This window comes from Streptomyces sp. NBC_01465 (genome assembly GCF_036227325.1).
GTDB lineage: Bacteria > Actinomycetota > Actinomycetes > Streptomycetales > Streptomycetaceae > Streptomyces.
The window spans coordinates 4,759,633-4,779,109 of sequence record NZ_CP109467.1 but is presented as its reverse complement, the minus strand read 5'-3'; the positions used below and the strand labels follow the sequence as shown (position 1 = coordinate 4,779,109).

Below are 19,477 nucleotides of genomic sequence, written 5' to 3'. Positions count from 1 at the left end.
CCGCCCCGCCACCGGCAAGGCCGCAGGGGCGCCGCCCCCGCTGCGGACAGGGGCGGGGTCAGCCATTGGGCCGCTCCTTCGCCGCCGCCGCCCGCGCCATCTCCTCCAGCCGCGCCAGCATCGGCATCGGATCGACCCCCACCGTCCCCGGCAGGAAGTCCGCGATCCGCTCCGGAGTCCACGCACCCCCCTCCGCGTACCCCGCCCGAAGCTCCCTCGGCTGCGCCCACACCGCGATCTTCGGACCCGCGATCGTGTAGACCTGCCCGGTGATCTTCTCCTCCCGAGCCCGCTCGCTCAGCAAATAGGTCACGAGCGCCGCCACATCCTCCGGCTCCCCGATCTCCTTCAGCTCCATCGGTACGTTCGCCGACATCCGCGTCCGCGCCACCGGCGCCACCGCATTGGCAGTCACCCCGTACTTGTTCAGCCCCAGCGCCGCACTCCGCACGAGCGAGATGATCCCGCCCTTCGCCGCCGAGTAATTCGCCTGGGCAACGCTGCCCTGGTGGTTGCCGCTCGTGAACCCGATCAGCGTCCCCGTCCCCTGCTTCCGCATCACCGCAGAAGCCGCCCGGAACACCGTGAACGTCCCCTTCAAGTGGGTGGCGACGACCGGATCCCACTCCTCCTCCGACATGTTGAAGAGCATCCGCTCCCGCAGAATCCCCGCAACGCACACCACCCCGTCGATCCGCCCGTACTCGGCGAGCGCCACGTCAACCACCCGCTGCCCGCCCGCCATCGTCGAGATGTCGTCCGCGACGGCAACCGCCTCGCCCCCCGCCGCGACGATCTCCTTCACCACCGACTGCGCGATCTCGCTCTCCGGCTCCCCGCCCTCGATCGAGACCCCGTAGTCGTTGACGACGACCTTGGCCCCCTCCGCCGCCGCGGCCAGCGCAACCGCCCGCCCGATGCCCCGTCCGGCACCCGTGACGGCGACCACCTTGCCTGCCAAGAAGTTCCCCATGCCCAGCCCTTTCCACGGTTTCTGACGGACCGTTAGATTTTACGGGCACGCCGACAGCCGAGCACAAGCCCCCCGGAGGACCGATGTCGATATCACCGCCAGCGCTCCCGCCCGAGTTCCACGACATCGCCAAACGCGTGAACAACTGGGGCCGTTGGGGAAAGGACGACGAGATCGGGACGCTCAACCTCGTCACCGACGACGTCGTACGCGACGCCGCCCAGTCCATCCGCACCGGCCGCCGCATCCCTCTCGCGCTCCCGCTCCAGGCCGACGGCGTACAGACGGGGATGATCCCGGGGCGCGTCAATCCCCTCCACGCCATGGTCCAGATCAACCAGGAGCTCTTCGGGCCCGGCACCGTCGCCACCAGCGACGACGCCGTGACCATGGGGCTCCAGGCGGCCACACACTGGGACGCCCTCACCCACGCGTCCCACTCCGGCAAGATCTACAACGGCCGGCCGGCGTCCACGATCACGCCCCACACCCGCGCCGAGTTCAGCGGGATCGACAAGGCCCGCCATGTCGTCTCACGCGGCGTACTCCTCGACGTTGCCCGTGCGAAAGGCGTCGACCGTCTCGAAGGCGGGCACGCCGTCACGCCCGAAGACCTGGACGAGGCAGCGGAGTTCGCGGGGGTCACCGTCCGCGCCGGCGACATCGTCCTCGTCCGTACCGGGCAGATCCAGGTCTACTTCACCGGCGACAAGCACGGCTACGGATACCCGTCCCCGGGCCTCTCCGTCCGCACCCCCGAGTGGTTCCACGCCCGCGACGTCGCCGCGGTCGCCAACGACACCCTCACCTTCGAGATCTTCCCGCCGGAGATCGAGAACCTCTGGCTGCCCGTGCACGCCCTCGACCTGGTCGAGATGGGCATGCTCCAGGGCCAGAACTGGAATCTCGAAGAACTGTCCACAGCCTGTGCAGAAGAGAAGCGCTACAGCTTCCTGCTCTCCGCGATGCCGGAACCGTTCGTCGGCGGTACGGGAACACCCGTCGCGCCGGTGGCCGTGCTCTGAGAAAGCGAGGGGGATGGTCGGGTGGCGGCGTTCGGCTGCCGCCACCCGAGTCCGGCACTGACACTGCTCCCCTGCCCTGGAGGAGCCGGCGCCGAGACACGACCCGCACTCGCCGAGGCGTCCGAGCCCTCGGCACCCCTCGACGTCCCCTCGCAACGAATCGCACCAACCAGGGTGATGAGGCGGCCACGGCCCGTCAACGCCTGGGCAGAGCTATGCGAGTTATACCCGATTTGTGACGGCGCACGAGGGCTCGTACGCCCCGGCCCCGAATGCCTCTTCTGCGCCCCCGACCGCGGGCGCGCCGCGATCGACCTCGCACCAGATGGACTTGCCCGCACCCTCGGGCTGCCAGCCCCACCGGTCCGCGAGCCCGTCGACCAGTTCCAGGCCGCGCCCGTTGGTGTCGTCGCCCTCCGCGTGCCGCGGCCTGGGCGGCCTGTCGCTGGTGTCAGCGACCTCCACCCGCACCGTCCCCGCTTCCGCTCCACCGGGCCCCGACGGGCCGAAGAGCATGCGCAGTACGGCCGGACAGCCCGTGTGGACCACCGCATTGGTGACCAGTTCCGAGATCAGCAGGATCAGCGTCTCGGCAACCGAATCATCGACCTTTATCCCTGACCCGTCGAGCCGGGAACGCGCCCACCTACGGGCCCGCCCCACCTCCGCGGGGTCGGCCCCGACCTCCAGCTGAACTTGAAGCACCTGCACCGCTCACACCATCCGAACCGGCGGACACATCGCCTCTCGCCTCCAGGGAGTCACGGAACGTGATTCCCTTGGGAGACAGCATGGTTGACGTTCAGTCACCGCAACAAGCGCTTCAGGCATATTCCAGCGCGAAGGAGTAAGCGTGGTGCATACTGTGCGACGCTCGCTGCGGGGAGTCGAACGAAGGGGTTTTTCGCACCCCCGTACGGTGCGAGCGGCGCGCATTCCACGCCCCGGAGTCGCCGCACTGGCAACACCGGGACAGCTGCGCATCAGAGCCACTCGCATCCAACGGAGCGTACCGGAGCGAGGACCCGACTCCGGCCCGTGACGACCCGCTCACAGGACACAACCCGATATCGACGCAGGGTGACTCCTTACAAGGGCCCCCGCAGCGCTGCGGCGAAACGGTCCTCCACCTGCGCGGCAGTCGGACCCCGTCCGGCGCGCACCCACGCCCGTTTGAGGTGGAGGTGAACATCTGCTTCCCAGGTGAATCCCATTCCGCCGTACACCTGCAGACAGTCCCGGGCGTTGCGTACGGCCGCGTCGTCCGCCAGCAGCTTCGCGCCCGCCGCCTCCAGGCCCTCGCCGGTCACCGCGGCCGCGTACACGGCGGCGCGCGCCAGTTCCGTCCGTACGAGCATCTGCGCGCACAGGTGCTTCACCGCCTGGAAGGCGCCGATGGGCTGCCCGAACTGCTCGCGGGTCTTCGCGTATTGGACCGCCATCTCCGTCGTACGGCCCGCGCTGCCGAGCTGGAGCGCCGCTGTGAGGAGTACGGCGGCGTCGGGCATCTCCTGGGCGTGCGCGACCCGGTGCAGCGGCGTCAGCGGGTCCACGGAGCGGATCTCGCGGGCGGCGCTCGCGTCGCCGCGTACGTGGTCGGACTCGGCCAGCCACTCCACGACCTCCCCGTCGACGGCGGTGACGACGCTCTCGCCCGTGTCGGCGCCCTTCACCACCCCCGCGGCCAGGTGCGTCGCCACGAGCGGTCCGGGGAGCAACGCCCGTCCCGCCTCCTCGAAGACGAGCACCGCCTCCGGCAGTCCGAGGCCCACCCCGCCGTCCGCCTCCGGCAGACAGAGCCCGAAGAGGCCCGCGTCGCCGAGCTCCTTCCACAGGCCGCGGTCGAGGCTCCCGCGGTCGACCGCCTCCCGCAGCGCCTCGCGCCCGAAGCGCCCGGCGAGCAGGTCCCGGAAGCCGTCTCTCAAGGCCCGCTGATCGTCGCTGAGTTGAAAGTCCACGGGTCGCGCTCACCGTCCCTTCGGGAGGCCGAGGATGCGCTCGGCGACGATGTTCTGCTGGATCTGGGAGGTGCCGGCGGCGATCGTGTACGAGAGCGAGGACAGCCGGTCCGCGGTCCACTCCCGGTCGAGGTCGAGCGAGTCCGGGCCGAGGACCTCGGCGGCCGTCTCGTACAGCTCCTGACGGGCGTGCGAGTAGCGGAGCTTGAAGACGGAGCCGCCGATCCCGGGGACGCCGCCCGAGCGCTGCGCCTCACTGACGTTCCACTGGGTGAGCCGCCAGAGCGCGCCGAACTCGGCGCTGAGGCGGCCCAGGCGGCGGCGCAGCGCGTCGTCGTCCCAGCGGCCGTTCTCCCGTGCTGCGTCGGCGAGTTGGCCGAGTGTGCGGCGGCACTGGACGACCTCGCCGACGAAGGCGGTGCCGCGCTCGTACGAGAGGGTCACCATCGTCACCCGCCAGCCGTCGTTCTCCTCGCCGACCCGGTTCGCGACCGGGATGCGTACCTCGTCGAGGAACATCTCGGCGAACTCGGCCGATCCGGCGAGGGTTCGCAGCGGGCGGACCGTGATCCCGGGGGTGTCCATGGGCATCGCGAGCCAGGTGATCCCACGGTGCTTGGGGGCGGTCGGGTCGGTCCGTACGAGCAGCTCGCACCAGTCGGCGACCTCCGCGTGCGAGGTCCAGATCTTGGAGCCCGTGACGACGTAGTGGTCGCCGTCGCGGACCGCTTTCGTACGGAGGGATGCCAGGTCGGAGCCCGCGTCCGGCTCGCTGAACCCCTGGCACCAGGCCTCCTCGCCGCGTACGACGGGCGGCAGCCAGCGCTCGCGCTGGGCGGCCGTGCCTTCGGCGGCGATCGTGGGGCCCGCGTGGAGCAGGCCGACGAAGTTGGCGCCCACGTAAGGGGCTCCGGCCTTCTCGGTCTCCTCCAGGTAGATGAGGTGCTGGGTGGGGGTCGAGCCCCAGTGGACCTCGCCGTACCCGGCGTCGTAGAGCCTGCGCTGCCAGCCCAGGTCGTACGTGCGGCGCGCGGGCCAGTCGAGCGGGTCGGGCTTCGGCGGGAGCGTGGGGAGGGTCCGGGCCAGCCACGCCCTCAGCCGGAGCCGGAAGTCTTCCTCCTCCTCGGTGTAGGTGAGGTCCATCAGCGGCGGCGGTCCCGGTCGAAGTCGAGGTCCAGCATGCGGATCGCGTTGCCGCGCATCAGCTTGTAGATCGTCTCGTCGTCGAGGCCCTTGACGTGGTCGAGGGCGACTTCCTTGGTGTTCGGGAAGGTCGAGTCGACGTGCGGATAGTCGGTCTCGAAGGTGGCGTTGTCGCGGCCGACGACGTCGATCGAGGCGACGCCGTGCTTGTCGCGGAAGAAGCAGCAGAAGATCTGCCGGTAGTAGTACGTCGAAGGCGGCTCGGGGATCAGATCGCGCACCCCGCCCCACGCCCGGTGCTCCTCCCAGACGTCGTCGGCGCGCTCCAGGGCGTACGGAATCCACCCCATCTGCCCCTCGCTGTAGGCGAGTTTGAGCCTCGGGAACTTGACGAGGACCCCGCTGAAGAGGAAGTCCATCATCGACGCCATGGCGTTGTTGAAGCTGAGCGCGGCCTGGACGGCGGGCGGGGCGTCCGGGGACGCGGCCGGCATCTGCGAGCTGGACCCGATGTGCATGTTGACGACCGTCCCGGTCTCCTGGCAGATCGCGAAGAACGGGTCCCAGTAGCCGGAGTGGATGGACGGCAGCCCGAGGTGGGTCGGGATCTCGGAGAACGTCACGGCCTTCACGCCGCGCGCCGCGTTCCGCTTGATCTCGGCGACCGCGAGGTCGATGTCCCAGAGCGGGATGATGCAGAGCGGGATGAGTCGGCCGCCGCTGCCGCCGCACCACTCCTCCACCATCCAGTCGTTGTAGGCGCGCACGCAGGCGAGCGCGACCTCCTTGTCATGGGCCTCGGCGAAGGTCTGCCCGCAGAAACGCGGGAAGGTGGGGAAGCAGAGCGAGGCCTCGACATGGTTCATGTCCATGTCCTTGAGCCGCTCGACCGGGTCCCAGCAGCCGCGGCGCATCTCGGCGCGGGTGATGCCCTCCAGGGTCATCTCGTCGCGGTCGAAGCCGACGGCGGCGATGTTCCGCTTGTACGGGAACTTCAGGTCCTCGTAGATCCACCAGTCGGTGGGCGGACCATCGGGGTCCATGGTGATCTGGTACTTGCCCGCCACGTACGCCAGTTCACCGATTCCCGCGGTGAGCGGCTGGGGTCCGCGGTCGCGGTATTTCGCCGGCAGCCACGTCTCGAAGAGATGAGCCGGCTCGATCACATGGTCGTCGACGCTGATGATCCGAGGCAGTTCGGTCATGGTGGCTGTCCCCTCCGGCATTTCTGATGGACCGTCAGAAACAGGCTAGCCCCGCGACCTCTGGACCGACAAGGCGCGGGCCTCTACGCTCTCGACACGATCTGACTACCCGTCAGCTACCTGGCGTCTACGAGGGAGTTCGGGGCATGTCCAATTCAGCAGTGGAGACCGCATACGAACTGGGCGCATCCCGCACCCTCTGGGAACTGATCGCCCGCCGCGCCGACCTCACCCCGGAGCGCCCCGTCTTCCTCCAGGGCGACCGCTCGCTGACCTTCGGCGCCCTGCGGGACCGCTGCGAGCGGGTGGCCGCGGGGCTGTACGGGATGGGGGTCCGCCCCGGCAGCGTCGTCGCCTGGCAGCTGCCGACCCGGATCGAGACCGCACTGCTCTCCTTCGCGCTGGCGAGGCTCGGCGCGACCCAGTCCCCCGTGATCCCCTTCTACCGCGACCGCGAGGTGGGCTTCGCGCTGCGCGAATCGGGGGCGGACTTCTTCGCGTCGCCCGGGACGTGGAAGGGCTTCGACCACACCGCGATGGCCGAACGCCTGGGCGCGCGCGGGGTCTTCGAGGCGTACGACGACCTCCCCGACGGCGACCCGTCGGTCCTCCCCCCGCCCCCTTCGGACGGCGAGGCGGTCCGCTGGATCTACTGGACCTCGGGCACGACCTCCGACCCCAAGGGCGTGCTCCACACGGACCGTTCACTGATCGCGGGCGGCTCCTGCCTGGCGCACGCGCTGCACCTCACCCCCGACGACGTCGGCTCGATGGCCTTCCCCTTCGCGCACATCGCGGGCCCCGACTACACGGTGATGCTGCTCCTCTACGGCTTCCCGGCGGTAATGTTCGAGCAGTTCGCGATGCCCGGCGCACTCCCCGAGTACCGCCGCCACGGCGTCACGGTGGCGGGCGGCTCGACGGCCTTCTACTCCATGTTCCTCACGGAGCAGCGCAAGGCCCCCGCGGAGGAACTGATCCCCACCCTCCGCCTCCTCGCCGGCGGCGGCGCCCCCAAGCCGCCCGAGATCTACCACGCGGTGGTCCGCGAGATGGGCATCCAGCTCACCCACGGCTACGGCATGACCGAGGTCCCCATGATCACGATGGGCGCCCCCGACGACACGACGGAGAACCTGGCCACGACGGAGGGCCGCCCGCCCGCCGGAATGGAGATCCGCATCACGGACGAGTACGGCAAGGAGCTGCCCCCGGACACGGACGGCGAGGTCAGGCTGCGCGGGGAGGCGGTCTGCCAGGGCTATCTGAACCCGGCCCAGTCGACGGACGTCTTCGACGCGGACGGGTTCCTGATCACGGGCGACGTGGGCCACCTCACGGTCTCCGGCCATCTGGTCCTCACCGGCCGCCTCAAGGACATCATCATCCGCAAGGGCGAGAACATCTCGGCGAAGGAGATAGAGGACCTCCTCCACCAGCACCCTTCGGTGGGCGACGCGGCGGTGATCGGCCTGCCGGACCCGGAGCGCGGGGAGCTGGTCTGCGCGGTGATCGAGCAGCCGGCGAACGCGGACGAGCTGACGCTGGCGGAGATGACGGCGTACCTGCGCGGCGAGGGCCTGGCCACATACAAGCTGCCCGAGCGCCTGGAGGTGGTGGACGCGCTGCCGCGCAACGACGCCCTGCGGAAGGTGCTGAAATACCGGCTGCGTGAGCGGTACTCCTGAAACGGATATAACGTACAAAGTGCCTATGTGCGGCCAAGGAGGCACTGATGTCCGAGCTCATCGTCATCGGCTACGAAGACCCATCCGTTGCGAAACAGGCCTTCAAGGCCGTTCAGCAGCTGAAGAAGGACTCCGTGGTGGACTACACGGGCCTCGCCGTCGTCTCGGTGGACGAGCAGGGCGAGACCCACGTGGACACCCCCCGCAAGGACGAGAAGGTGCCGATCGCGGCGACCGCGGGCGCCCTGTGGGGCCTGGTCATCGGCATGTTCGTGCTCGTCCCCGTCCTCGGCGTGGTGGGAGCGGCCGTCGGCGGCCTGGCCGGAAAGCTCAGCCAGATGGGCCTGGACGCCAAGTTCCGCGCGAAGGTCGACACCCTCCTGAAGCCCGGCTCGGCGGCCGTCGTGATCATGACGCCTGCGCCGGGTGACGCGATCTCGGAGGCGATGGCGAAGTTCGGCGGCGAGGTCCTGAAGACGTCGCTCCCCGAGGACCAGGAAAAGGAACTCTCGGAGCTGCTCGCGGGCGACGCCGCCTAGGGGGTGTCCGGCGGATCAGGTCGCCCTTGCTTGGCGTTGAGCCTTTCACTGCGGGTGAGCGGTGGTCTGGTGCGTGCAGCTGCAAGGCGGAGGAGGGAAGCAACGCGGAGCGTTGTTGACCGACGACAACGCCGCAGATGTGCGTGCCAGACCGGCGCGACCGCGGCATGATCCGCCGGACACCCCCTAGGGCTTATCCGATGGCGTAGTACGAGGCGAACGCGGCCAGGATCTCGTCCTCGGTGATGCGGCCGTCGCCGTCGCCGTCCAGGGCGCCCGCCACCTCCTGTGCGATCTCCGCCGGGACGCCGAGCGTGCGCAGGACGCGGTCCGCCGCCGCGGTCGTCGGGCCCGCGCCGTCCTCGTCCGCCACCGCGATCACCGCGTGGAGGAAGGGGCGGGCGATCTCCGCGAAGCGTGCGGGGTTGTCCTGGAGTCTTTTCACCGCGCCCGAGACGAATTCCGGGCGCGTGATGCGCTGGTCGCCGTCCACGTCCGCGATCCCCGCCATGCCCTGCCAGAAGGCCTCCGCCCCGGCGTACAGGGCCTGGCCCTTGTCGCACCGCGCCGTCGTGGAGAACTCCGCGAGCAGTGCCTTCGCCGCCGCGCTGAAGTCCTCGCGGTCGATCCAGCCGTTGCCGTCCTGGTCGAACGTGGCGAACCGGGACGCTGTCTTGCGCTCGTACTCTGCGCTGTCCATGCAACGGAGCGTACGACTCGTCGAGGCCTGGTGGAGGGGTTACGCCGACAGCGGCTGTGCGTCGTCCTCCGTGGCCGACGACACGTCCCCGTACACCTCGAAGAGGCGGCGGACGCCGAGGGCTCCGAGGACCTTGTTCACGTGCGAGCCCTCGGCCGCGCCCTGGGCGGGCAGGATCAGGCGCAGGCGGCCCTGGCAGGAGCGCAGCAGGCGGCGGGCGGCGATCAGGACGCCGACGCCGCTGGAGTCGCAGAACAGGACGTCGGAGAGGTCGAGGACGACGTCGTGGCAGCCTGCGGCCACCGCGTCGTGCACCCGCTGGCGGATCACGGGCGAGCTCACCATGTCCAGCTCGCCGGAGATGCGCAGAACGGCCCACTCGCCCTGCTCGGCTTCGACCACGTTCAGCACCACGCGACTGGACCTTCCCGTTCCGGTTCTTGCCCCCGCTGTGCGCAACGGCTGCCCCGCAGCCCTCTCATGAAACACCGTTGTCATGAGCCACACACCGACGGTTTCGGACAGAAGCGATCATATTTGGTCGACGAGGCTGACAGGTTCTTTATCATCGCGAGCCGTCCGCCGGGCGCACTTACCGCAAAGGCGCCTGCATTGTCAGCGCCCCCCACTACATTCGAAGAGGTAGAGGGGCACAGCTTGGGGGCCGTATGCCGAAGGACGCACCACCCCGGTGGGACCGCAGGATGCAGCAGCGACTCGCGCGCGGCGAGGCTGCCGCACTCGGCGAGCTCTACGACCGGTTCGCGTCGCTCGTGCACAGCCTTGCCCACCGCGTGCTCGACGACGACGAGGCCGCCGACCGCATCACGCGCGAGGTGTTCGGGTATGTCTGGGAAAACCCCGATGCGTACGACCCCAAGCAGGGGTCGATGAGGTCATGGGTGGCCACGCTCGCCCACCGCCAGGCCGTGCACCGCCTGCGCCAGACCGAAGCCGCCGCGCTCGCGGCGGGCGGCGAGGGCACCACCGAAGAACTGGAGCAGAAGGTACGGGAAGCCTCGACGGCCGCCCGCGCCGACTACATCGTGACGTCCATGCCCGCCCCCCTGCGGGCCGCACTCGAACTCGCCTACTTCCAGCGCAGGGACTACCGCCAGACCGCGGCCGACCTCGGCGTCACCGAGGACGAGGCACGGCGCCGGCTGCGGCTCGGGCTGCAGCTCCTCTCCACGGCCAACACCCGCCCCGTGAGCGGCTCTTCGGTCCCTCCCGGCTCGCCCGGCTACGGACGTGCGCTGTGAACGGCCCGGCGGAGGACGCCGTGCACGGCCCCGACGAGGAACTCCCGCCGCGGATACCGGCTCAGCGCGAGGCCGCGGACGCCCGCGACGAGCTGCCGGCCGCGCCCCTCGCGCTGACCCACAAGGTGCTCAAGTCCCTGCTCGGCGCCTGGGCGCTGTCCGCCTGCTCGCCCCCGGAGACCGAGGCCGTGGAGGCGCACCTCACCACCTGCGCCGCCTGCGCGGACGAGGCGCTGCGGCTGCGCGACGCGGTGGGGCTGCTGCACGCCGAGCGGAGCCTGGACCTCGACCCGCTGCTGCGGTCGCGGGTCCTGCAGGGCTGCCTGGCCGGGCGCCCGGCCCGTATCCCCGTCCCGGACTGGGCCGCTCCGTACGATGCGGAGACCGCCCGACTGGACGCCCTGCTCAATGACTTCGGGGATGCGGAGTGGCACGCCCCGGTGCGGCTGAAGTGGTTCGAGAGCGAGCAGCCGGTGTCCCGGCGGACGACGGTCGCGGGCGTCATCGCCCACCTCCTGTCCGTGGACGCGCTGGTCGCCCTGGCCCTCGGGCTCGACGACCCCCTCGGCGCCGAAGCCCCGCGCGAACCCACCGAGCGCACCGACCACTTCTGGCGCTCCTCGCACTTCCCGCCGACCCGCGCGATCCGCGAGCCGTGGCGCGACCAGGGCCACGACCTGATCCGTACGGTGTCGTTCGCGGGCCGCGGCGTGGCCGAACTGGCCGTCCCGTACGGCAACTTCAGCCTCCCGCTCCAGGATTCGCTCCTGGACCGGGCCTTCGAGTGCTGGGTGCACGCGGGCGACATCGCGGAAGCGGTGGACTACCCGTACGACCCGCCGTCGGCGGCCCACCTCCACACGATGATCGACCTGGCCGCCCGGCTGCTCCCCACGACCCTCGCCGAACGCCGCCGCGCCGGCCTGGCCGCCCCCGCCCGCCACCTCGTCTCGGCGGGCTCGCCGGGCCGCAGCCTGCGCCTGGAGATCGAAGGGGTGGGCGGCGGCGACTGGTACATCTCCCTGGACTCCCCGGCGGCGCTCGCGTCCCCCGACCACACGGTGGCCCATATCGCCCTGGACGGCGTGGAGTTCTGCCAGCTGGCCGCGGGCCACGTGCCTCCGGAGGAGGCGGCCGTGGGCCAGGACGGCGACCGCGAGGCGATCAGAGACGTACTGTTCGCGGCCGCGTCCATGAGCAGGCTGTAACTCAGGGGGTGTCCGACGGGGCCTGCCAGCTGGGCTGCACCGCCATCATCTTGGCGGTCTTCGACGCGTCGCGGTCGATCAGCCCGGCGAGGATTTGGTCTACGGCGCGCAGCACCTCCTGGTCGAGCCGCACCCCCGCGGCGGCGGCGTTCTCCGTCACCTGTTCGGGGCGCGAGGCCCCGATGACCGCGGACGAGACGCCCTCCTGCTGGAGGACCCAGGCGACGGCGAACTGCGCCATCGACACCCCGGACGCCTCCGCGAGCGGACGCAACTCCTGGACGCGCTCGATCAGTTCGGTGCCGAGCACCCGGCCGATGAACCGCGGCGCCCGGCCGCCCGCAAGGGCCCTGGAGCCGGCCGGCGGCTGCTGACCGGGGCGGTACTTTCCGGTCAGTACGCCCTGCGCCAGCGGCTGGAAGGCGAGCTGGCCGATGCCCTCCTTGCGGCAGAGCGGGAGCACTTCGGGCTCCACCACCCGCCACAGCATGCTGTACTGCGGCTGGTTGGAGACGATGCGGCTGCGCAGCCCCAGCTCGTCCGCGAGCCGCAGCGCGGCGTCGATCTGCGGGGCGGTCCACTCCGAGACGCCCAGGTAGAGCACCTTGCCCTGGCGGACCAGGTCGTCGAAGGCGACCAGGGTCTCCTCCAGCGGGGTCCGGTCGTCGAACCGGTGGGCCTGGTAGAGGTCGACGTACTCCGTGCCGAGCCGGCGCAGCGAGGCGTGCGCGGACTCCATGATGTGCTTGCGGGACAGGCCCCGGTCGTTGGGGCCTTCCCCGGTGGGCAGACAGACCTTGGTGGCGATCTCCACCGAGCTGCGCCGCACCCCGGCGAGTGCCTGGCCGAGGAGTTCCTCGGCGGCGCCCTGGGCGTACACATCGGCGGTGTCGAAGGTGGTGATGCCGGCGTCGAGCGCGGCACGCACACAGGCCAGGGCGGCGTCGCCGTCGACGGACTCGCCGTGGGTGAGCCAGTTTCCGTAGGTTATCTCGCTGATCATCAGGCCGCTGCGGCCGAGAGAACGATGTTCCATGGCGAGACCCTAAGGGATCTCGCTCAGGCGAAGACGACCGTACGACGCCCGTTCAGCAGAATCCGGTGCTCCGCATGCCATTTCACGGCCCGCGCCAGCGCCTGGCATTCCACGTCGCGGCCGACCGCCACCAGCTGGTCCGGGGTGACCTCGTGGCCCACCCGCTCGACCTCCTGCTCGATGATCGGGCCCTCGTCGAGGTCGGCCGTCACATAGTGGGCCGTCGCGCCGATCAGCTTCACGCCGCGCGCGTGCGCCTGGTGGTACGGCTTGGCGCCCTTGAAGCTCGGCAGGAAGGAGTGGTGGATGTTGATGATCCGGCCGCTCAGCGCCTTGCAGAAGTCGTCCGACAGCACCTGCATGTAGCGGGCCAGGACGACCAGCTCGACGTTCTCCTCGCGTACGAGATCGAGCACCTGCGCCTCGGCCGCTGCCTTCGTCTCCTTCGTCACCGGGATGTGGTGGAAGGGGATGCCGTACGTCCCGACCAGCTCCGCGAAGTCCGTGTGGTTGGAGACCACGGCCGCGATCTCGACCGGCAGGGCGCCCGTCCGCGAGCGGAAGAGGAGGTCGTTCAGGCAGTGGCCGAACTTCGACACCATCAGCACGATCCGCATCCGGTCGCCGTCCCCGGCCCGGTGCAGCTGCCAGTCCATCGTGAACGAGTCGCCGACCGCCGCGAAGCTCGCCCGCAGCTTCTCCAGGTCCACCGGCGCCTCCGCCGAGAAGTGGACCCGCATGAAGAAGAGACCAGTGTCACGGTCGCCGAACTGCTGACTGTCCTCGATGTTGCAGCCCGTGATGAAGAGGTACGAGGACACTGCGTGCACAATGCCCTGCTTGTCCGGGCAGGAGAGCGTGAGGACGTACTGGTCGTTCATGCCGGACAGGGTGCCACAATCCGCCGAGGTCAGGCGGCCCTGGTCAGAATGCGGAGCACCTCGAGCGTGCGCGGGGCCGCGTCCGGGTCGTCGCCGTCGGCGGCCGCCAGCCGTACGTGCGCCTCGCGGGCCGCCCGTACCGCCTCCGGCCAGCCGTGATGGTCCATATATACGGATACGGGGGCATCCGGACCGACCTGGTGCATGATGCGCAGCACCCGCAGTACGGCGGTGTCGACCAGGGCGGCCTCGCCCGAGTCGCGGAAGATCGTCCCGACGTACTTCTCGGCGGACCAGTTGTCGAGCCAGGTGTCCTCGACCAGCCGGTACACGGCGTCGGTGACATCGCCGTACCCCTCGAGGCCGGCCAGCCAGCACTCCTGGTGGAAGGCGGGGTCGGAGAGCATGTGCAGCGCCGAACGCACATTGGCGCGCCAGCGCCACCACGGCATGTCGTTGAGTGGCATGGAGCCCATGGTGGCGGTGCGGCGGGGTCGACGGGAAGGGGTTTCGGAAGAAGCTGACACGATTTCGATCGTACGTTCCCCTCTCGCGCCTCCGTGCCCGCCCCCGCTATTCACCTCGACGTCACCCAGCGTTGAGCGAAGGCCACCGCCCCGTTACCCATGAGGCGGAAATGTGCATGCCCATGACCGGTGCGCGACGCTCCACTGCCTTCCTCCTCGCTCTCACCACGGCGGTCGGAGCCTCGCTCCTCACCGGGTGCGGTGTGCTCCCTGGGATCGGGGGATCCAGGGAGCCTCTGACGGTGATGACCTGGGCGCCAGAGGGCACCCAGGCCACCAACATGGCGGGCATGCCCGCCATGGCCCTCGCCTTCTCCCGCTGGGTCAACGACAACGGCGGGATCGACGGGCACAAGATCAAGGTCCTCACCTGCAACGAGCAGAACACCAACATCGGCGCCGGCAACTGCGCCCGGCGGGCGGTCAAGGAGGGCGCGGTCGCGGTCGTCGGTTCGTACAGCCAGTTCGGCACGGCCTTCATGTCGCCGCTGGAGCTCGCTGGCATCCCGTACATCGGCGGATACGGCATCTCCGGCGAGGAGTTCACCTCCACCGACTCCTACCCCGTCAACGGCGGGCAGGCCGCACTCCTCGCCGGCAACGGCAGACAGCTCGCCCGCAACTGCAAGCGCGTCGCCCTCGTCCGCCCCGACACCATCGACGGCGACGACCTGCCCCCGCTCATCGATGCCGGCCTGGCCGCGGGCCACCGGCACGAGGCGGCCGACCTGCGGGCCGCCGACGACGCGGGCGACTACAGCTCGGTGGCCGCGCAGGCCCTGGAGCGGGTCGGCGCGGGGCCCCAAGTCCCGGCGCAGCTAGGGAAGTCGGCGGCGCGGGAGCAGGCCGCCGACGGGTGTGTCACGGCCGTGCTCGGGGAGCGTACGGAAACGTTCCTCGACTCCTTCCGGCGCGTCGAGAGCGAGGACCAGAAGGTGCGGATCTCCTCCGTCGTCGGCAGCGTCGGCCAGGCGCTCGTCGACTCCACCGGAGGCAAGAAGGGGCCCTTCGAGGGCGCGTACGTCACCGGCTGGTACCCGGAGTCCGGCGATGCGCGCTGGAACACGATGCGCGGGGTCATCGACAAGTACGCCTTCGGGGACGACCGGCTCGACGCGGACGACGCGGGCGTGCAGACGACCTGGGTCGCGTACACCGTGCTGAAGCAGGCCGTCGAGTCCGTCCACCAGGACTCCGTCTCCTCGCGCGACCTGTCCGAACGGCTCGTCCACGGGACGCCGCTCACGACGGGCGGGCTCACTCCGGCGCTGCGGTGGGACTACGGGTCGATGCTCGCGTCGGCGGACTTCCCGCGGCTGGTCAACCGCTCGATCACGTACCAAGTGGTGCGTCAGGGGCGGCTGGTAGCGCAGCAGAAGGGGTTCGTGGACGTGGGCCCGACGCTGGAGAACGCGCGCGCGTCGGGCTGAGGCCCCGGTGCCCTAGAGCTGGGTCGCGCCCCGCTTGGTCAGGCCGTACTCGGCGGCGAGCGTGTTCCAGAGGCCCGACGCCTCCTTCTTGGCGTTGCTGGCCTGACCGCTCGCCGCGTCGCCCTGGCCCGCCTGCGAAGTGCGGCGCGCGCGGCCGTCCTTGCAGCCGTGCTTCTTGGCCTTGGCGACCTGGTCGGCCCAGGCGGCGTAGTGCTCGTCGGCGGACGCGGAGGCATTCCACGCCCTGGTGAGCGAGGCCGCCAGGGCGTCGTGGCCCGCCAGCTTGTCGAGCTGGAGGGTCTTCAACTGGGTGACGAGGCCGTGCCGTTGGTTGGCGGCACCGCGCAGGTCGACGGCCGCCTGGCCGAGGTTCTGGCAGCCCCTGATGTTGCCAACGGCGTTGATCACTGCGGTACGGCTGCTGCTGCTCCCGGCGAGCAGCTTGTCGAGCTCCACGGCCTGGGCCTTGCCCTCGGCGTCGACGGCGGGCTTCTCCGAGCTCTTGGCCGGGGCGGACGAGGAGGAGGCGACGGGCTGCTTGTCGTCGTTCTTCTTGGAGTCGCCACCACTGCTCATCAGGGCGCCGACGCCGACGCCGATGACGGCGCAGCCGACGACCACGGCGGCGATGAGGGGGGTCTTGGAGGAGCGGCGGCGCGGCTCGGGGTGGTGGTCGTCGGGGTCGTAGCCGTACTGCTGGTGCTGCTGCGGGGGCTGGTACTGCTGCTGGCGGTACTGCGGCTGCGGCTGCGGCTCGAAGCGGGGCAACTGCTGGGTCTCGCCCGCCGGTTGGGGCGGACTGTCCGTACGGAAGAGGCTGTCGAACTCGGCCGGCGGCTGGCGGTCCTCGGGGGCTCCGGGGCGTATGCCGTACGGCGCGCTGTCGGGGGCGGACGGGACCGGCTGGATGAACTGGGTGGCCTCGGCGTCCTGGCCCTGCGGGGCGTACTGCTGCGGTTGCTGCGGTTGCTGCGCCTGCTGCGGTGCGTAGCCCAGGAACTGGGTGGAGTCGGACGCGGGGACCGGCGCGATGTACTGCGTCGCGTCGGCGGCACCGTGAGGGGACTCCGGGGGCAAGGGCTGGGCGTAGGGCTGGGGTTCAGGCTGCGCCTGATAGGGCTGCTGGTACGGGAGTTGCTGGGGCGGCTGCTGGTACGGCAGCTGCTGCGGCTGCGGCGAACTCTGCTCGGGGCCCCAGGGCTGACCCCACGGCTGACCGCCGGCCGGGACGGTGTGCCCGCCGGCAACGTCCGGTATCACCGGCGCACTTCCGTCCGCGGGCAGCACAACGCCCTCGTGCGCGGGCCGCACAGCGGGAAGCTGCGGCTCGTCGCCCTGTCCGTTCTGCGTCACCGGGACTCCTACTGCACGTCGACCTACGGAATCGTCGGTTCACGCTACCGGGTGACGTGGGGGCGTTGCCACGTGCGGAGGGGTGAGCGTGAGGGATGTAACGCGGGGCGCGCGTGCGGCGCTGTTAATGGGGCTGGGGTGGCATTTCCAGCCCGTCCGGCGATTGAGGACAAGCGGCCGAAGGTCGCTTACGGGGGCGCAGGGGGCGAAACCCCCTACGCCGCAGCCACCTCCAGCCGCGCCCCGAACTCCCGTACCGCCGACTCCTCCCCGTACGGCTCCAGCCTCGCCTGCAGGTCCTCCAGATAGTCCGACCCCCGGTTCGACCGCACCGTCGACAGCAGCTCCACCGCCCGCGTCCCCGTCGCGCACGCCTGCTCCACCTCGCGCTGCTGCACCTGCGCGGTCGCCAGCAGAATCAGGCCGATCGCCCGCCGCCGCACCTTCCCCTCCGGCAGCGCGGCGAGCGCCTCCTCCGCCCGGCGCGCTCCCGCCTCCCCCTGGCCCAGGTCCCGGTGGCAGTGCGCCAGTTCGTCCGCCAGGTACGCCGCATTGAAATGTCCGATCCATGATGGATCGTCCCCGCTCTCCCCCTCCCCCTCCGCCCGGTCCATCGCCGTCAGCGCCTTCCCCGCCACCACCTGCGTCGTCCGCGCGTCCCCGAGCAGCGCGTGTCCCCGCGCCTCCGCCGCGTAGAACATCGCCTCCACGCGCGCCGTGACCCGGCCCCGGGCGCCCTCCTGCGCCGCCCGTGCCAGTTGCGCGATCTCCCTCGGGTTGCCCAGCTGGGCCGCGAGGTGGCTCATCGACGCCGCCAGTACGTAGCCGCCGTAGCCCCGGTCCCCCGCCGCCTGCGCCAGCCGCAGCGCCTGGATGTAGTACCTCTGCGCAAGCCCGGGCTGGCCCGTGTCGATCGCCATGTACCCGGCCAGCTCCGTCAGCCGCGCCACCGCCGCGAACAGCTCCCGCCCCACCGCGTCGCGGTACGAACCCGCAAGGAGACCCGACACCACGCTGTTCAGGTAGTGCACCACCACCGGCCGCACATGCCCGCTCCCGAACCGGTGGTCGAGCTCCACCAGCGCCTCCGTCATCGCCCGGACCGCCTCCACGTCCGAGACCCCCACCCGCGCCCCCGACGACCGCGCCACCGCCGCGTCCGCGCCCGTGATCAGCCAGTCCCTGCTCGGTTCGACCAGCGCGGAGGCCGCCACCGTCGACCCCGACAGGAAGTCCCGGCGGCCCACGTCACTGCGCCACAGCTCACACACCTGCTCGATCGCACCGAGCACCGTCGGCGAGAACTGCAGGCCGACCCCCGACGCCAGGTTCTTCCCGTTCGCCATCCCGATCTCGTCGATCGTGACCGTACGGCCGAGCTTGCGGCCCAGCGCCTCCGAGATGATCCCCGGCGCCCGCCCGCGCGGCTGCTGGCCGCGCAGCCACCTGGCCACCGAGGTCTTGTCGTAACGGAGGTCGATGCCGCGCTCGGCGCCGACCATGTTGACCCGGCGCGCGAGACCCGCGTTCGAGCAGCCCGCCTCCTGGATCAGCGCCTGCAGACGTTCGTTGGGCTGACGTGCGACGAGAGGCCTGGCTGCCATGGGTACCCCCTGCATTGAGCACAGTGCTGATCACTGTGCTGATCACTTCCCGGCAGATGTCCGGAGAATGCGGGCAGAGGCGTACTTACGCGTACTTCCCCGCAGTTCTCCCCATGTGGCTACCCGCCCCCGCACTGCATTCGCATGCGCGCCCCCGTACGTGCATCCATGCGCCCCACGTGCCGGAACGATGCTCCACCGCCGCGCCGCCCGCGCCCGTAACCCAAGGTGGCGGCGGGAGTTGAGTTGAGCGTGGAAGAGACGATCGCAGGCTCAGCAGGCACGGCGGACACGACGGCAGCCGCCCAGATTCCCAAGCAGCGGGGCGATCAGCTCCTCGACTGCGCGGTCCGGTACGCGGAGGAGCGGCACTGGGACGTGTTCGCCGGCGCCTGGCTGGAGGCGGAGGAGGGCGTGGAGCGGTGCTCCTGCGGTGACGCGGGCTGCAAGGCGCCCGGCGCGCACCCCAACGGGCCCGACTGGGCGACGCAGGCCACGGGCAGCGCGGTGGCCGCCCGCCGGCTCTGGTCCCGGCTCCCCAAGGCATCGATCCTGCTGCCGACGGGCCGCACCTTCGACGCGATCGACGTCCCCGAGACCGCCGGGTTCCTCGCGCTGGCCCGCATGGAGCGGATGGAGCTGACGCTGGGGCCCGTGACCTGCACGCCCGACCGCCGGATGCTGTTCTTCGTGCTGCCGGGCGCGGGCGTGAAAGTGCCCGATCTCGTACGGAAGTTGGGCTGGGCGCCGTCCGCACTGGACCTCACCGTGCGCGGCGAGGGCGACTACGTGGCCGCGCCCCCGACCCGCATCGGCAACAGCGGCGCCGTGCAGTGGGCGCGCCGCCCCACCCCCGCCAACCGGTGGCTGCCGGACGCGGAGGAACTGATCAGCCCGCTCGCTTACGCCTGCGGCCAGGAGGCCCGCAACAGCCGCCCGTAGGGT

General features: G+C 70.7%; 19 protein-coding genes. 7 read left to right on the top strand and 12 right to left on the bottom strand.

Annotated features, from left to right (window positions below; translation table 11 throughout):
• Window positions 1-58 precede the first annotated feature (58 nt).
• Window positions 59-973 carry an SDR family NAD(P)-dependent oxidoreductase gene (locus tag OG707_RS22635; protein ID WP_329121112.1) on the bottom strand — a complete coding sequence of 305 codons (915 nt, stop codon included), beginning with the start codon at window positions 971-973 and terminating at the stop codon, window positions 59-61.
• A gap of 83 nt (window positions 974-1,056) precedes the next feature.
• Between OG707_RS22635 and OG707_RS22630 the strand changes: the two genes are divergently transcribed.
• Entirely contained in the window at window positions 1,057-1,998 is a 942-nt protein-coding gene (locus tag OG707_RS22630; RefSeq protein WP_329121111.1) for a cyclase family protein, read from the top strand.
• A gap of 222 nt (window positions 1,999-2,220) precedes the next feature.
• On the opposite strand, the gene OG707_RS22625 is transcribed toward OG707_RS22630, so the two are convergent.
• The 4 genes from OG707_RS22625 to OG707_RS22610 all read right to left on the bottom strand — a co-directional run bounded on the left by OG707_RS22625 (window position 2,221) and on the right by OG707_RS22610 (window position 6,304).
• Window positions 2,221-2,709, bottom strand: a complete 489-nt coding sequence (locus tag OG707_RS22625; RefSeq protein WP_329121109.1) for an ATP-binding protein — start codon at window positions 2,707-2,709, stop codon at window positions 2,221-2,223.
• A gap of 377 nt (window positions 2,710-3,086) precedes the next feature.
• A complete protein-coding gene (locus OG707_RS22620; protein ID WP_329121107.1) occupies window positions 3,087-3,956 on the bottom strand; it encodes an acyl-CoA dehydrogenase family protein in 870 nt (289 codons plus the stop codon).
• Window positions 3,957-3,965: 9 nt separating this feature from the next.
• Window positions 3,966-5,099, bottom strand: a complete 1,134-nt coding sequence (locus tag OG707_RS22615; protein WP_329121105.1) for an acyl-CoA dehydrogenase family protein — start codon at window positions 5,097-5,099, stop codon at window positions 3,966-3,968.
• The gene (locus OG707_RS22610; protein ID WP_329121103.1) at window positions 5,099-6,304 is read right to left on the bottom strand and encodes an amidohydrolase family protein; all 1,206 of its coding nucleotides are present in this window, start codon (window positions 6,302-6,304) and stop codon (window positions 5,099-5,101) included. The genes OG707_RS22615 and OG707_RS22610 overlap by 1 nt, the downstream gene beginning before the upstream one ends.
• Window positions 6,305-6,450: 146 nt before the next feature.
• Here OG707_RS22610 and OG707_RS22605 point away from each other — a divergent pair, with 146 nt between their 5' ends.
• Window positions 6,451-7,992: a class I adenylate-forming enzyme family protein gene (locus tag OG707_RS22605; RefSeq protein WP_329121101.1), complete on the top strand. Its 1,542-nt coding sequence runs from the start codon at window positions 6,451-6,453 to the stop codon at window positions 7,990-7,992.
• 47 nt (window positions 7,993-8,039) lie between these two features.
• Window positions 8,040-8,531: a DUF1269 domain-containing protein gene (locus OG707_RS22600; RefSeq protein ID WP_329121098.1), complete on the top strand. Its 492-nt coding sequence runs from the start codon at window positions 8,040-8,042 to the stop codon at window positions 8,529-8,531.
• A 193-nt stretch (window positions 8,532-8,724) separates the two neighbouring features.
• On the opposite strand, the gene OG707_RS22595 is transcribed toward OG707_RS22600, so the two are convergent.
• Window positions 8,725-9,231, bottom strand: a complete 507-nt coding sequence (locus OG707_RS22595) for an EF-hand domain-containing protein (protein ID WP_329121096.1) — start codon at window positions 9,229-9,231, stop codon at window positions 8,725-8,727.
• Window positions 9,232-9,270: 39 nt separating this feature from the next.
• A complete protein-coding gene (locus OG707_RS22590) occupies window positions 9,271-9,645 on the bottom strand; it encodes an STAS domain-containing protein (protein WP_329121094.1) in 375 nt (124 codons plus the stop codon).
• A 254-nt stretch (window positions 9,646-9,899) separates the two neighbouring features.
• Between OG707_RS22590 and OG707_RS22585 the strand changes: the two genes are divergently transcribed.
• On the top strand, window positions 9,900-10,493 hold the full coding sequence (locus OG707_RS22585; protein ID WP_329121092.1) for a sigma-70 family RNA polymerase sigma factor: 594 nt from the start codon (window positions 9,900-9,902) through the stop codon (window positions 10,491-10,493).
• Between the two features lie 53 nt (window positions 10,494-10,546).
• Complete coding sequence (locus tag OG707_RS22580; RefSeq protein ID WP_329127921.1) at window positions 10,547-11,701, top strand: zf-HC2 domain-containing protein; 1,155 nt, start codon at window positions 10,547-10,549, stop codon at window positions 11,699-11,701.
• A gap of 1 nt (window position 11,702) precedes the next feature.
• On the opposite strand, the gene OG707_RS22575 is transcribed toward OG707_RS22580, so the two are convergent.
• Genes OG707_RS22575 through OG707_RS22565 form a run of 3 tightly spaced genes read right to left on the bottom strand, consistent with a single transcriptional unit; the run spans window position 11,703 to window position 14,094 of the window.
• Window positions 11,703-12,737, bottom strand: a complete 1,035-nt coding sequence (locus OG707_RS22575; protein ID WP_329121090.1) for an aldo/keto reductase family protein — start codon at window positions 12,735-12,737, stop codon at window positions 11,703-11,705.
• A gap of 23 nt (window positions 12,738-12,760) precedes the next feature.
• Window positions 12,761-13,618, bottom strand: a complete 858-nt coding sequence (purU, locus tag OG707_RS22570) for a formyltetrahydrofolate deformylase (protein ID WP_329121088.1) — start codon at window positions 13,616-13,618, stop codon at window positions 12,761-12,763.
• Window positions 13,619-13,647: 29 nt separating this feature from the next.
• The gene (locus OG707_RS22565; protein ID WP_329127919.1) at window positions 13,648-14,094 is read right to left on the bottom strand and encodes an SCO4402 family protein; all 447 of its coding nucleotides are present in this window, start codon (window positions 14,092-14,094) and stop codon (window positions 13,648-13,650) included.
• Between the two features lie 173 nt (window positions 14,095-14,267).
• Here OG707_RS22565 and OG707_RS22560 point away from each other — a divergent pair, with 173 nt between their 5' ends.
• The gene (locus OG707_RS22560; RefSeq protein ID WP_329121086.1) at window positions 14,268-15,575 is read left to right on the top strand and encodes an ABC transporter substrate-binding protein; all 1,308 of its coding nucleotides are present in this window, start codon (window positions 14,268-14,270) and stop codon (window positions 15,573-15,575) included.
• Between the two features lie 12 nt (window positions 15,576-15,587).
• Here OG707_RS22560 and OG707_RS22555 read toward each other — a convergent pair whose 3' ends face one another.
• Together OG707_RS22555 and OG707_RS22550 are read right to left on the bottom strand one after the other, a co-directional pair.
• Window positions 15,588-16,928, bottom strand: a complete 1,341-nt coding sequence (locus tag OG707_RS22555; protein ID WP_329121084.1) for a hypothetical protein — start codon at window positions 16,926-16,928, stop codon at window positions 15,588-15,590.
• Between the two features lie 215 nt (window positions 16,929-17,143).
• On the bottom strand, window positions 17,144-18,532 hold the full coding sequence (locus tag OG707_RS22550) for a transcriptional regulator (RefSeq protein ID WP_329121082.1): 1,389 nt from the start codon (window positions 18,530-18,532) through the stop codon (window positions 17,144-17,146).
• Window positions 18,533-18,784: 252 nt separating this feature from the next.
• Between OG707_RS22550 and OG707_RS22545 the strand changes: the two genes are divergently transcribed.
• Entirely contained in the window at window positions 18,785-19,474 is a 690-nt protein-coding gene (locus OG707_RS22545) for a bifunctional DNA primase/polymerase (protein WP_329121080.1), read from the top strand.
• Window positions 19,475-19,477: the final 3 nt, after the last annotated feature.